Origin of the sequence: Paenibacillus sp. FSL R7-0163 (genome assembly GCF_037969975.1) — a bacterium.
In the GTDB taxonomy this organism is placed as follows: Bacteria; Bacillota; Bacilli; order Paenibacillales; family Paenibacillaceae; genus Paenibacillus_AQ; species Paenibacillus_AQ odorifer.
Genome location: NZ_CP150224.1, coordinates 3,045,982 through 3,058,744 on the forward strand (window position 1 = coordinate 3,045,982; position 12,763 = coordinate 3,058,744).

At 41.7% G+C, this 12,763-nt stretch carries 15 protein-coding genes; 3 read left to right on the plus strand and 12 right to left on the minus strand.

Translation table 11 applies throughout. The annotated features are described in order from the left end of the window. Positions 1 to 12: 12 nt before the first annotated feature. Genes NST45_RS13420 through NST45_RS13435 form a run of 4 tightly spaced genes read right to left on the minus strand, consistent with a single transcriptional unit; the run spans position 13 to position 2,562 of the window. Complete coding sequence (locus tag NST45_RS13420) at positions 13 to 540, minus strand: ClbS/DfsB family four-helix bundle protein (RefSeq protein ID WP_076141689.1); 528 nt, start codon at positions 538 to 540, stop codon at positions 13 to 15. Positions 541 to 567: 27 nt separating this feature from the next. Beyond that, complete coding sequence (locus NST45_RS13425) at positions 568 to 1,074, minus strand: DUF2569 domain-containing protein (RefSeq protein ID WP_036678279.1); 507 nt, start codon at positions 1,072 to 1,074, stop codon at positions 568 to 570. Positions 1,075 to 1,105: 31 nt separating this feature from the next. Then, positions 1,106 to 1,678, minus strand: coding sequence for a DJ-1/PfpI family protein (locus NST45_RS13430; protein WP_036678282.1), 573 nt, complete (start codon positions 1,676 to 1,678; stop codon positions 1,106 to 1,108). 17 nt (positions 1,679 to 1,695) lie between these two features. Then, positions 1,696 to 2,562, minus strand: a complete 867-nt coding sequence (locus NST45_RS13435) for a S66 peptidase family protein (RefSeq protein ID WP_076105583.1) — start codon at positions 2,560 to 2,562, stop codon at positions 1,696 to 1,698. Positions 2,563 to 2,732: 170 nt separating this feature from the next. On the opposite strand from NST45_RS13435, the gene NST45_RS13440 reads away from it, so the two are divergent. Continuing rightward, positions 2,733 to 3,227: a hypothetical protein gene (locus NST45_RS13440; protein WP_076105582.1), complete on the plus strand. Its 495-nt coding sequence runs from the start codon at positions 2,733 to 2,735 to the stop codon at positions 3,225 to 3,227. Between the two features lie 62 nt (positions 3,228 to 3,289). Here the strand turns inward: NST45_RS13440 and NST45_RS13445 are convergent, their stop codons facing one another. The 3 genes from NST45_RS13445 to NST45_RS13455 are packed head-to-tail and all read right to left on the minus strand — an operon-like array spanning position 3,290 to position 5,742. Then, complete coding sequence (locus NST45_RS13445) at positions 3,290 to 3,763, minus strand: GNAT family N-acetyltransferase (RefSeq protein WP_076141703.1); 474 nt, start codon at positions 3,761 to 3,763, stop codon at positions 3,290 to 3,292. 41 nt (positions 3,764 to 3,804) lie between these two features. Then, positions 3,805 to 4,836 carry a Gfo/Idh/MocA family oxidoreductase gene (locus NST45_RS13450; protein ID WP_076141690.1) on the minus strand — a complete coding sequence of 344 codons (1,032 nt, stop codon included), beginning with the start codon at positions 4,834 to 4,836 and terminating at the stop codon, positions 3,805 to 3,807. Positions 4,837 to 4,854: 18 nt separating this feature from the next. After that, the gene (locus NST45_RS13455; protein WP_038570709.1) at positions 4,855 to 5,742 is read right to left on the minus strand and encodes a sugar phosphate isomerase/epimerase family protein; all 888 of its coding nucleotides are present in this window, start codon (positions 5,740 to 5,742) and stop codon (positions 4,855 to 4,857) included. Positions 5,743 to 5,866: 124 nt separating this feature from the next. Between NST45_RS13455 and NST45_RS13460 the strand changes: the two genes are divergently transcribed. Further along, on the plus strand, positions 5,867 to 6,751 hold the full coding sequence (locus tag NST45_RS13460; protein ID WP_076105579.1) for an AraC family transcriptional regulator: 885 nt from the start codon (positions 5,867 to 5,869) through the stop codon (positions 6,749 to 6,751). 28 nt (positions 6,752 to 6,779) lie between these two features. Continuing rightward, positions 6,780 to 7,601 (plus strand): DUF2785 domain-containing protein, encoded by an 822-nt coding sequence (locus NST45_RS13465; RefSeq protein WP_076141691.1) that lies wholly within the window; start codon positions 6,780 to 6,782, stop codon positions 7,599 to 7,601. A gap of 90 nt (positions 7,602 to 7,691) precedes the next feature. Here NST45_RS13465 and NST45_RS13470 read toward each other — a convergent pair whose 3' ends face one another. From NST45_RS13470 to NST45_RS13490, 5 genes are all read right to left on the minus strand, one after another. Continuing rightward, positions 7,692 to 8,486 carry a hypothetical protein gene (locus NST45_RS13470; RefSeq protein ID WP_076141692.1) on the minus strand — a complete coding sequence of 265 codons (795 nt, stop codon included), beginning with the start codon at positions 8,484 to 8,486 and terminating at the stop codon, positions 7,692 to 7,694. A 75-nt stretch (positions 8,487 to 8,561) separates the two neighbouring features. Beyond that, on the minus strand, positions 8,562 to 9,665 hold the full coding sequence (locus NST45_RS13475) for a Gfo/Idh/MocA family oxidoreductase (protein WP_076141693.1): 1,104 nt from the start codon (positions 9,663 to 9,665) through the stop codon (positions 8,562 to 8,564). A 20-nt stretch (positions 9,666 to 9,685) separates the two neighbouring features. After that, the gene (locus NST45_RS13480) at positions 9,686 to 10,408 is read right to left on the minus strand and encodes a ThuA domain-containing protein (RefSeq protein ID WP_339825891.1); all 723 of its coding nucleotides are present in this window, start codon (positions 10,406 to 10,408) and stop codon (positions 9,686 to 9,688) included. Between the two features lie 25 nt (positions 10,409 to 10,433). Next, on the minus strand, positions 10,434 to 11,594 hold the full coding sequence (locus NST45_RS13485; RefSeq protein ID WP_038570692.1) for a Gfo/Idh/MocA family oxidoreductase: 1,161 nt from the start codon (positions 11,592 to 11,594) through the stop codon (positions 10,434 to 10,436). A gap of 10 nt (positions 11,595 to 11,604) precedes the next feature. Continuing rightward, positions 11,605 to 12,648, minus strand: coding sequence for a LacI family DNA-binding transcriptional regulator (locus NST45_RS13490; RefSeq protein ID WP_036678305.1), 1,044 nt, complete (start codon positions 12,646 to 12,648; stop codon positions 11,605 to 11,607). Between the last annotated feature and the right edge of the window lie 115 nt (positions 12,649 to 12,763).

Here is a 12,763-nt window from a genome sequence, read left to right on the forward strand (position 1 = left end):
TAATCCGTCCTTTTATACTTCCTTAGTTACATTAAGTTTTTTCCATTTGCGAATCTTAGAACGAAAAGTCTTAAACGGTGCTACTGAATTAATATGAATCCATTTGACCATAGGCCATCTTGGATTGTTTCCTGTCCATTTCCGCACGCCTTGCGTAAAAAGTTCTTCATCACTTAAAGAATCAATCCAGTTCTGCCACTGATGTTCTGTCTCTTGAAATAAAGATCTTAACTCGTCTAATGAGTAGGCAGCATATGTATGATAAAACGATTGATATAATCCGCCAAGTTGATTCCATTTATAATCCGGTGAAGGTGTAATAACGGTTAACCCTGCTTTTTCATCCTTATCCCATTTCATAACAAGATTCAACCAGCCCAATTGATAAGCAATGATTTCTGCTGGGGTTCGATCAACCCCTTCCATACGATTGTCTCTTTGGGAGTTCTCAATGCCGTCAAATTCTTGATCAAGAGACTGATAGGCAATATGAATCGCATCTTTCAATTCTTCTTTTGATAGATAATCGGTTGACATCATACCCCTCCTTTAAATCACTTTATTAAATTACTTTACAAATGTATTATGTACTCGCTCTGATTTCAATAAATATGCAGTCCAAATTGCACAAGTAAACGCTGACCTAATGATCCTTTTGAGTGAATCTCCATTTCCAAGTTCTCTGGCAAGAGGAATTTGATAAAGAAGTACAACATCAATGATTCCTACTACAGGGATTGCAATATAGAAAATAATCAATAACCGTGGTAAAAATGCTTTTTTTCTGTAGAAATTAATTAGAATATATACACTAAACGCTAATATAGCTATATTGAAAGTGGTTTCAAAAACAATTATAAATCCCCACAAGGGATGATAGAAATCCGAACCTTTAGAAGTAAAAGCAGTCCAGATATCGGCATCAAATGCTGTAAAAGAATCCTGAAAAAGCTGCATCAACTGAATGATAATCGTCCCATAAAGACCGATTTGTACAAGAATCAACCATCCCCCAAGTCCTGATATCCCTAATGGTTTATAATCATTTTTCTTTTCGTTTAAATTAGTTTCCACGTCAACTCTCCCTGTTTATCATCTATCACTGCTATTTATCCATAATATCCCTAAACAATTGTTCTTTTTCTTCATCTAGATCCTGATAAATCCCTAAATAATCAAAGATTTCAAATGAAAAATCAACAAATGCACGGCCTTTAGCAGTAATGATATGTTCATCTCTAACTACTCTCTTATCAACATAATTGTCTCTTGGAAATGGATCCTCTACATTAAGTTTACTGATTCTTTCCACTGAACACGAAGTAGTGAATTTACAATGGTCTAAAATGCCCGCTCGTCCTAAATACTGTGGTCCATGACATATGGCTGCCAGCATCTTCTCTTCTCGATCAAGATGGTTTATCAGATCAGTTAAATCCTGTTTTTGATTTACAATCGGACCTCCGGGAATAATTAGCCCTTCAATATCATTAAGCTTAACTGCTTCTTTGAGGACCAAATCAGGTTGATAAGTCAGACCAGATTCGCTAACTACAGATTCATAACTGTATCCTACGGATAACACTTCTTTTTTTCCAACATTTCTAATCTTATGTAGTGCCAAGGTAATCTCAAAATCCGCAAAATCATCAGATATGAAGCAAAGAATTTTGCCCATCGCACACTCCACCTTTTTTACAAAGTGATTTTATCGCCCACAACAATACACTTACTGTTACTGCCATGCCCAATCTCAGCTGTCTTTATGATAGGAATGGAGGTGGAATGGCTAATTTCCTTCACATACGCTTCTACTATCGGAAATTCATTAAAGTTCTCTAGTTCTGAAAATGACCCTAGAATCAATCCAGCACAAGCATCAAAATATTTCAATTGCTGGAGCTGAGCAAAAAAGGAGACTATTTTGTTAGCTCTGCCACTTAAACTCTCCAACAATAATATTTTGTCCGAAGGATCCGGAAAATAGCTTGTCCCTGCCAGCTTCAAAAAGCAGCGAATATTCCCTCCGATTACTATCCCGCTCATCTGGTTACCACGGACCCAATGATACCGGAAATCGTAAAGATCGTTTTGCCCCTCGAAGAATGTTCGATAAAAAGCCCTCTGCTGCTCTGCCCCATCAGAAGACACTAAATTCATCAACTGATAATGATAGGATTTCGAATTATTTTGCGTAAATAAAGCGTTCAAAATAACTGACAAATCACTCATTCCAAAAAAGGGTTTGGGGTTCATACGGATACTTTCGTAGTCTATGTACTCTAAGATTTGGTTGGCAGAATCCCCACCTGAAATATCGAATATCGCGCTAATTTCAGTATTTTTAAATAGTTGATTCAGCTCCGCTGCCCTTTCCTTTGGATTTCCACTGAAATAACCATCTTTTCTAAACAAAGTATTAGCCACCACTACATGGAGTCCAAATGAATGCAAAACTTTTTTTAATTCCTCTACTTTAGGTAGGTTCTCTACTCTCACACCATCTGAACAAGCAATCAGTCCTACTTTATTCCCGTGTGTGAATTTTAAGGATGTGTTCATTTTAATAATCCTTTCGATTCTACTTTTTAGTTTAATCACCGCAAATTTACGATCATATTTACACCATACCATATTTAGGGAGTTGAATCATTTTCTTCTTGAAATTATGAAACCACAACATGGTAATATAAGTATAATAATGCAAGATCAAATACATTGGGGGTGTACTAATGCGTAAATCACCGTTGATATTGAGTATGATATTATTATCTCTTGCGTTAATTATCGGATGTAGTTCAGAGGTAGATGATGCCACTAAAGCCGCAGAGAAATATAAAAATGTAGAATATACCGTCAAGGCTTCTGAGGATTTAATGTCTGATGAATCCATTCTTGCGCGAAATGAAGAGATGAAACCGTATTTTACAGAATACTTTACTGAAAAGGCTATAGCGAGCCGAATTACAACTATCCCAATTAAAATCGCTGATAAACAAAAGCTTTCTTTAAAACCGGAAAACCTAAAATTTAACCTTTCCGAACAAAAAAAAGATATTATCGAGTTAAAATATACGGTGGATCTTGTCTTATTGGATAAGGATGACAAAGAAAGTAAACGTGTGCCTTTGGAAGGTATATTGACTCTCTTTGATGTGGACGGTAAATGGTTAGTGCAAGGGGATCGATTTGATACTGTAGCATTAATGAACTTGATTGATGGGTGAATTTGAATATCCTTCTTATCACAAAAAGCAGACTGCTCTAATGAGCAACCTGCTTTTTTGAATTACATTATTTTTTTACTCATCCTATAATTGACCAACAGAACACCTTTTCGTTCTACACTTTGTTTCGCAATAAGCTGGTATCCCCGTCGTTCAAAAAAAGGTTTAGCAGTGATGCTTGCTTCGGCATCCATTTCATAAAGACCCAGTTCTTTCGCTTTCAATTCAAGCTTACTCACCAATGCAGAGGCTATACCTAATCCTTGGTAATCTTTGTGAACATATAATCGATCCAAATGTCCATCTGCTGTCATATCAGAAAAGCCCACAATAATATTATCAATTTCGGCTACATAAGTGATATTTTGACGCAAAGAAGCTCTCCAAGTATTATGCTTAAGTACCTCTTCCTCTTTAGGTGCCCAAGCATCTAGCTGTTCCTGTGAATAGTCTTGTTTGTTTACGGAATGAACTGTTTCGTAGAACAATGAGACAATTTGACTAAGATCCGATTCTCGGTAAGCTCTAATATCCATTTTAATCTCCTTGCTGGCGATTGTAGTAACAGAAGTCAATCTCAGAACTCCACTAGATCGATTTTCCGGCCAGATTCAGCACTTTCCAGCGCTCCGAACACCATTGCCATACTATACCGATTATCTCTACAATTCGTCTCTGCAGGACGTTGCTCTGCCAATGACAAGAACATCTCATCCAAACACCCGTGATGGAATGTTTTATTCATCTCAACATTATCTCCATTTATACGCTTTACGTCACGAATGAACTTATCGCTCTGATCTCCTGCAGTAACTACCTCAGCATATGGCAGCTCATGACCATCCCAGATTGCTGTTCCTTTCTCCCCGTTAACCCGCCAAGAAGCTTCCCATGACGTGGATGCACCTTCTGCACACCAAGATCCCTGATAGGTAAATATTGAACCGTCGGACATCTCGAAAATGCACACTGCCGACGCATTCCCCTCATACCATGAACCGGGAGGATTAAACTCCTGACAGTATACGGACACAGGGTTCGCGCCATTAATAAACCGGGCCTGGTCGAAGGTATGAATTGCCATATCCAACAGCAGCGGACTTTTCATAACATCACGGAATCCCCCGAAATGGGCCCCAAGGAAAAAGCTTGCACCGATAAATCCTGTTCTTCCTATGGTTCCTGATTCTATGATTTTTCTTAAAGAACGAATTCGAGGATCATAACGGCGGTTCTGCATCACAGCATGAGCATTTCCAGTCCGTTCCGAGATCTCAACAATCTTATTACATTCCTCCATAGTCTCAGCTAACGGTTTCTCACTAAACACATTACACCCAAGTTCCAATGCAGTACTAGAAATATTGAAATGACTTCCGGGAACGGTAACGTCAAAGACGAGATTTGCTGCGGTCTCCTGAATTGCCTGCTTAATATCCGTAAACGTCAGACATGAAATCCCATGCTTCGCAGCCATCGCCTCAGCCGACTCCAACCTTATATCTACTAGAGCAACGATCTTAGTATCTGGACGCAATAAAGCGTATTCAATCCATGCGTTAGCCATTCCTCCGCAACCTGCAACCGCTACACGGTACTGTGCTGTCATATTTCTCCCCCTGACTTATTAAAGCGGATTAGGCACAAAGCTGCCCCCGCGGCATTGTTTTAAATAATTCAAGGCATGTACTTGACCCATCATTTCCAGCTCATCCCGATAGACAGGATCATGCCAACCTTCAATATCAATGGTACCTTTATAACCAGCCTGACGCAAAATGGAAATAACATCCGTCCAGTTCGTATCACCAAAACCCGGAGTACGGTGCCATACATAAGGTTTTGGGCCGTGGATTCCATATTCTTTTACAATATCCCAAGCGATGGTGGCATCCTTGCCGTGTACATGGAAGATCTTATCTGTCCATTTGCGCAGCTGTGGAATCGGATCAATCAGCTGCACCATCTGATGGCAGGGCTCCCATTCAAGTCCCATATTGTCAGCAGGTACAGCGTTAAACATCTTTTCCCAGGCTATTGGATGATGAGCGATATTCCAGTCCCCTGAAGTCCAATTGCCATCCATGGAACAGTTCTCGAAGGCAATTCGTACCCCGCGATCTGCTGCTCTTTTTGTCAGCTCACCAAATACCTCGGTAAACTTCGGAATCGATTCATCAATGGACACTCCTGGTAGTCGTCCCGTGAACCCTGATACCATATCAGTACCAAATACATGAGCATGATCAATAAGCCGTTCCCAGCTCGCTAATGCATCGGAATTGTCACCAGTATTCGTCAAAGGATTGCCAAAGATGCCAACCGATGAAATCACAAAATCATGTTTTGCCGCAAGTTCTTGCACACGCTTACCAGTTTCCACAAGATCTGTTTCACCTGTAGTCTGCCAGAAGGTTAAGCTAAAAGATTCGAAGCCATGACCTACGATTTGCGGAATCACTCTAACAGCATCTCCGCCACCAACTAATGTGCCTATACGCATTGTATCCTTCATCTTGTGTACCACTCCAATATTGGTTTATAGTAAGTTCTATAACCCGAGTATATACTGCATTTAAGCTTAAAACTCTTATTATATTGTGTTTATATAGTCGTATATTGTGGGAGTTGAATAAATATTGAGCTATCCTAATGATCTTAAAGAATACCCTCAATTAGAAGGAAGCACCTATCCATTTCGATTGTTTTTTAATGAATGCAGACATGCGAAAATCGGCCAGAACATCCTTTTTCTACACTGGCATGAGCATTTCGAAATCATTATCATGCAAGCAGGCAGCGCCATTTTCCACATTGACAGCAAGCCCTACGAACTGCATCCCGGAGAGGTTTTGTTTGTTCCTTCTGGAGGTTTGCACGTTGGATATAGTCTGCGGGATGATCATGTCCGATTTATATCCGTCGTATTTCATAGTTCTTTATTTAAAGATTGGAAGCAAGATCCTCAACATGAGCAGTTCGTAGCTCCCTATTTGGAAAATCGATATCAGCTACCAGTTAAACCAGCAGCACTTGTTCCAACCTGTTCTACTTATTACTCTCTTCTAGACACTATCGTGGATGAAGTGCATCAGAAAGGTCCTGCATTTCAGCTAATCATCAAAAATCAACTTCATCTGCTTTTTGTATTGCTCTCCCGTACCTTTTTGCCTGAGCGGGTTTCTGGCAGAACAAATGAACGTCATTCCTTCAATCGTGAGCGTTTTAAGCCACTGCTGGAGTATATGGAGAACCACTTTGATGAGAAAATGACTATTGAAAGCGCCGCGAGATCCGTTAATCTAAATCCATACCATTTCTGCAAAACTTTTAAGAAGCTCACCGGCCGAACCTTCATCGATTATGTTAATCTTTGCCGCGTAAATGAAGCAGAACGACTGCTGCTGGAGACAGATTTTACTGTAACGGAGATTGCTGGACGAGTGGGCTGCGACAATCCTAATTATTTTACCAAGCTGTTTAAGCAATATAAAGGAACTACACCATCCGGTATTAGAAAATAATTCACACTGGAAAATAGGAGCATGTAAAATGAATTTAAAAGAAACGCTGATATGCATAAAAGAAAATGATTACCAAGCACCTCCCGATACAATCCAGTTGGTACAAGAAATGATAAATAACATTGGTTCTTTAGATGCCCAACTACGGGATGAGCTAATTTATACAACCTTATCACATTGGATCCCAGGTAATGCTCTAACTACAAACGAACTGGAGCACCTTATACCCGTTATCTTGGATAAAAACCATTTGCATTTTAAGCTTGGCGAAACCAATGCAGACTCTGTCTTTACCAGATCTTTCTCTATGCTAGTCATCCCACTCCTCTTCATGAGGCATAAAGAATCACCATTTCTCTCAAGAGAGCAAATTCATCAGATAAAGGAGAAGGTATTTTGCAGTGTGCAAAATGAGCGCGATTACCGGGGGTATGACGAAGAAAAAGGCTGGGCTCATGCCATAGCCCATGCAGCAGATACTTTAGATGAATTGGCTCAATGTTCAGAACTGGATAAAAATGACCTTATAACTATCCTCGATTTGGTTTACGAAAAGATGACCATAACAGATCGAATATACTCCGATGGGGAAGATGAGCGAATGGTAAGATCCTTAATGAGTGTTTTAGATAGAAAAATGCTTAGTCAGACTTATGTAGAGCAATGGATTCGAAGTTTTGGTGATGTGGAGAAAACTCCAGAATTTCTTCCTGCCTTTAAACAAAAAAATAATATAAAGAATTTTTTGAAAAGTTTATATTTTCGAGTTAAATATTACAAAGTAGATGCCAATCTCTGTCCAACAATCGAGCATACATTATACAAAGTAGAAAAAGTATACTATTCCTAATTAAGAAAAAGTGAGGGTTAGAGCACCCTCACTTTCCATCTACTGTTCAAATGCGTGGAGCACTTGCTACCTGTTGACGGGTCTATTAGATTATTCAGTAACTGCTAGCTCCATTCTCCGCACACTCGCAAGCGCGGGAAAAGATTCCAGCACCATCCCTGTATTCCATAACTTAACCAGCTGTCCAACCTGCAAATCCTTAAAGCTGATGGTCTCTCCAGCTTCATTAAACATTTCAGATTTCGCATTGATTGTGAACCAGTAAGATGGATCTTCGTTTCCAGGTTCAAGGATTAGTATCCGCTTTGCCTGTTTAGTGTCGATCTCAACGATTGTACCCACTACATGTGGATCACCTATTTCTGAAATATCATAGGTCAACATCTCTGGATCGATCCACTTTTCAATTTCAAGCTTGGCTGCTTCCGCATCATCAGACGGAATGGTAATAGTTACTTTATTGCCAATCGTATCTACACCAGAGCCGTAGAGATTCAGCTTCTGGTAGAGTTCTTGTTCATGCAACAATTCTTGAGCAGCTAATAACTCTTGCATTGTATATTTCACATCATGAAGCTCATAAGTACCTGCAGTGAAAGCCTGAGCAAAGCTCTGCTCAATCTCCGAGTTCAAACCTACAATGTTAATATGAACCTTGTTATCTTGCAGATAAATATCTCCGTTAGGAATCTTCTGAGCAGATAAGAAAGTCTTAACCTCGCCTGGATCATCCATTGCAGGGTTCTTAGAAGCTAGAATTTGTGGTTCTGAACTAATTACAGGAGTAGGAACCGGCTCCTTATTCGCTTGTTGAGCCTCTGAACAGCCACTGATTAACAAAATAACAACGGGAATCCATATCCAACCAATAATTATCTTACGCATCCTATTAACACCTCCACTCTTCATCTTCTCAAACGAAGACCGGAAGTGATAGGTTGCAGATTCAGGAAGAATTCTCTAATCCAAAGTGTAAGGAGCAAGACCGATTGGAAGTGCCGCAGGACGAGTGCAGGTGCTTTCCATTTCGTAGAATGAATGAGCATCAGAAGAATCATGGAAAGCCCACATTGCTTCTAATACGTGATAAGCCAGTTCTCCACTGGCACGATGCCCTCTACCCGTTCGAATGGCGTAAGCCATATCTGCTGGTCCAATCCCGCGGGTATTCTGATCATACCCGGACAACAACGGCTGTTCCGTCCACTCATTCTCACCCATAAGCCGGAGTTTCACGGGACCCCCAAAGTTATTCGGGTCTGGAACTTGAATCGTTCCTAGCGTTCCGTAGATTTCTATATGCGGCAGGTTGCTCCCGCCAAAGATATCAAAGCTTGTAATCAACGTTGCAATGGCACCATTTTCAAATCGCAAGGTTCCGGCTACGTGAGTTGGAATTTGAACAGGAATTTTATTCCCAAATTTCTTCTCGCTTGTAATCGTACGTTCTTCCAGCGCTTTCCCAGTCATTCCGCTAACCGTATGAATAGGACCCAGCAGCTGCACCAAAGCCGTCAAATAGTAAGGACCCATATCGAACATTGGACCTCCACCAGCGGCATAATAAAATTCCGGATCTGGATGCCAATGCTCATGTCCACGGCCCAGCATAAACGAAGTAGCTGCAACAGGTTCGCCAATTACTCCTTCATCTATCAGCTTCAAAACCGTTTGAATTCCCGCTCCGAAGAACGTCTCCGGTGCACTGCCCACAAGTACTCCCTTTTCCCGCGCCGCAGTCAGAACTTTGCGTCCTTCTTCTCTCGTCACAGCTAGAGGTTTCTCAACGTATACATGTTTACCCGCTTCAATAGCTTTCAGGCATACTTCCGCATGAACAGCTGGTATCGTTAAGTTGATTACGATTTCTATCTCTGGATCATTCAGTAATTGTTCTGTGGTATAGACGTTTGGAATATTGTATTTATCCGCTTGTTCTTGTGCTCTTACCAAATCTAAATCCGCACATGCAACTAGATCAAGGATCTCAAACTTTTGACAGTTCTCCATATAGATACTACTGATTTTACCGCATCCAATAATACCAACTTTGACTTTATCCATTCGCTGATCGCTCCCAGAATTTATTGACTGTCTGCCATTCCACTATAGCTATTACTAACCTCCATAACATTGGACAATGCCTGCGCTTTACCTTCAGCTGCCCATATTAATCCTCTGCGCATCATTTCACGCACTTGCGGCTGATCTACAATGTCCGCATGATGCCCGAGTGAATTATAATAAACTCTGCCCAAGCCCCAACGTTTTGTCCAAGCTACTGGCATATCAACAGCCTTATTATACGAATGAGGCCCTTCAACTACTGGAAAACGAGTCGTAGCAAGAACTTCAACAGCTGGATCTACATGAAGATAATATTGCTCTGAGCAAATGCTGAAATCTTCTAATCCTTCTACCAGAGGAGTTGAGCTTTGACAAATCTCTACGGTATAGTTAACGCCGTCATTACCAGGATGAGCTACCCATTGTCCACCCGTCATAAACTGCCAATCTACATTATTACGAAAAGAATCACACATCCCGCCATGGCAACCGGCAAGACCTGTTCCATGCTGTACAGCTGCTGAGACATTATTCACAAGTTCCTGCTCGATTGTGCCCATTGTCCATACCGGCACGATCAAATCTAGTCCAAGAAGCTTATCTGCATCAGCAAAAGCCTCCAGAGTATTTGATACTTCAACTTCAAACTGTTCCTCTTGCAACATTTTAGCGATTATATCAGCTACCTGCTCAGGCTCATGACCATCCCAACCGCCCCAAACAATCAATGCTTTTCTCATTTTCAGCACTCCTTCTAAGGTTAGATTACATTTCGGATAAATCGACCCAACGGCGTTCATCAATAGAACGTTCTACAGCCTCTAACACCGCTTGGCATTTCACTCCATCATTGAAATTTGGTTCTGGCTGACGACCTTCTTCAATTGCGTTAGAAAGCTCCAGCATTTCGTGAATAAACGTATGTTCAAAACCAATCGTATGACCAGGCGGCCACCAAGCCTCTGCATACTCATGAGCAGGATCGGTCGCCAGCACACGGCGAAAACCTTGTACATCCTCGGCATCCGAGGTCAAATAAACTTCTAATTCATTCATACGTTCGAAGTCGAATTTCACACTACCAAGACTCCCATTGATCTCAAAAGAATTGGTAGAGCGATGACCCGCTGCGAATCTTGTAGCTTCAAAGCTGCCCAGAGCACCATTATCAAAACGGGCTAAAAACAAGGTGGCATCGTCAACGGTAACCTTACCCTTGGGTGCATCTTTATCTCCTTTAGCGCTTAAACCAGTCATTTCAGCGGCAAGCGGACGCTCTTTTATGAAGGTCTCGCTCATGCCGATTACTTCCTTCATATCGCCTACTAAGAAATGAGCCAAATCTATAAGATGCGCCCCCAAATCTCCATGCGAACCTGAACCGGCGATATCCTTCTGCAGTCTCCATACTAAAGGGAAATCCGGATCTATTATCCAATCTTGTAGAAACCAAGCCCGAAAATGATAAATCTTTCCCAGACGCCCACTCTCTATGAGCTTCTTAGCCAGTCGAACTGCCGGAGAAAAGCGATAATTAAAACCAACCATATGTGTAACTCCCGCGTCTTCAGCAGCTTGCAGCATTTCACGGGAATCTGCCAAGGTCAGCGCAAGTGGTTTTTCACAAAAAATATGTTTACCTGCTTTGGCTGCTGCCAAAGCTATCTCCTTGTGCGCGTTGCTGGGAGCATTAATATCTATAAGATCAATATCCTCTCGAGCGATCAGATCCTTCCAATCCGTAACACAATCCGCCCAGCCTAACTGCGATGCAGCTTCTTCAAGCGCTTCACTATTACGTCCACAGATTACAGACATTTCCGGTTTAAGCGCTTTCGGGAAAAACATAGGCAAACTGCGATAAGCATTACTGTGGGCTTTACCCATAAATTTATAACCGATCATTCCAATGCGAAGCTGTTTCATCTTATTCCTCCTAAGTGTTGATAGATTTAGATGAAGCTCGTATAACTAGTTCTGTCGGTAATTTGATCTGTACGGCTGGTGCGGGTATATCTGCCAGATTGTTTCCCAGCAATTCAATGATTTGGGCTGCGGCAAGTTCACCTAGTTCGTAAAAGGGAACCCGCACACTGCTTAATGCAGGTGTGGTAAGCTCCGCAGCTTCCGAATCATCATAACCCACAATAGCTGGCAGGCGATCCCTTGGTATTCCTAGCTCCTGCAGCCCTTGCTGCAAACCAATGGCCATCCGATCATTGGCGACCATAATCGCATCAATCTCATCCAGCAGAGGCAACATTTCTTTGGCAGCTATAATCCCGCTTTTCCGGCTGAAGTTACCTTCGAACAAAAGTGAAGAATCTACAGAAAGATTCACCTCTGCCAAAGCGCGGGCATACCCCGTTAGACGATCTCGGCTGTTGGAATAAGATTCAGGCCCATTTAGAAAAGCAATCCTCGTAAAACCTTGTTCCAGTAAGTGTTTAGCCGCTTGCCAGCTTCCTTCGACATGATCGGCATCCACCTCGTGAAAAGCTTCCCCTGCAAAATGCTGATTAATCAGACAAAAAGGATGGTTTTCTTCCTTCAAACGGCGGAGTGAGGCTAGCTCACCTGGCTCTTCTTTAGCGCCAAGCACAATGCAAGCATCGATCTTCCGCATCTTAAACAACCCGCTATAATCCATTGGCTCTTCGGCATTCCGAAACAGCATTAACAGATCATAACCCTCTTCTCGCGCCTTGCTCCCTATTCCACTTAATATTTCCGAAAAATAATAAGTGGAGAACAAGCGGGCTTTCGGCAAATAAGGCATCACTACACCCAAGTTCCCGCTCCGTCTACGTGCAAAGCTCTGAGCGAGTGAACTAGGGGTATAGCCTAGCTTCAGAGCAGCTGCCAACACACGTTCCTTCGTTTCTTCCTTAATCGGGCCAACGTTATTTAACACGCGAGATACTGTGGCTTCTGACACACCTGCAAGCTCGGCAACCTCTTTACGGCTGGCGATATAAATTCCTCCTTCTCATAGGTTATGAACAGTGACATTTAGCCTCGTTCAATATACTATTCGAAAACGCATTCATTTAATGTACGCGCGTACATTTTCTCATGAACAAGGCTCTTCGTCA

Bases quoted from the DNA above. Each gene is read 5' to 3' on its own strand.
- NST45_RS13420 (WP_076141689.1), bottom strand. From the start codon at position 540: ATGATGTCAACCGATTATCTATCAAAAGAAGAATTGAAAGATGCGATT.
- NST45_RS13430 (WP_036678282.1), bottom strand. From the start codon at position 1,678: ATGGGCAAAATTCTTTGCTTCATATCTGATGATTTTGCGGATTTTGAG.
- NST45_RS13435 (WP_076105583.1), bottom strand. From the start codon at position 2,562: ATGAACACATCCTTAAAATTCACACACGGGAATAAAGTAGGACTGATT.
- NST45_RS13440 (WP_076105582.1), top strand. From the start codon at position 2,733: ATGCGTAAATCACCGTTGATATTGAGTATGATATTATTATCTCTTGCG.
- NST45_RS13445 (WP_076141703.1), bottom strand. From the start codon at position 3,763: ATGGATATTAGAGCTTACCGAGAATCGGATCTTAGTCAAATTGTCTCA.
- NST45_RS13450 (WP_076141690.1), bottom strand. From the start codon at position 4,836: ATGACAGCACAGTACCGTGTAGCGGTTGCAGGTTGCGGAGGAATGGCT.
- NST45_RS13455 (WP_038570709.1), bottom strand. From the start codon at position 5,742: ATGAAGGATACAATGCGTATAGGCACATTAGTTGGTGGCGGAGATGCT.
- NST45_RS13465 (WP_076141691.1), top strand. From the start codon at position 6,780: ATGAATTTAAAAGAAACGCTGATATGCATAAAAGAAAATGATTACCAA.
- NST45_RS13470 (WP_076141692.1), bottom strand. From the start codon at position 8,486: ATGCGTAAGATAATTATTGGTTGGATATGGATTCCCGTTGTTATTTTG.
- NST45_RS13475 (WP_076141693.1), bottom strand. From the start codon at position 9,665: ATGGATAAAGTCAAAGTTGGTATTATTGGATGCGGTAAAATCAGTAGT.
- NST45_RS13480 (WP_339825891.1), bottom strand. From the start codon at position 10,408: ATGAGAAAAGCATTGATTGTTTGGGGCGGTTGGGATGGTCATGAGCCT.
- NST45_RS13485 (WP_038570692.1), bottom strand. From the start codon at position 11,594: ATGAAACAGCTTCGCATTGGAATGATCGGTTATAAATTTATGGGTAAA.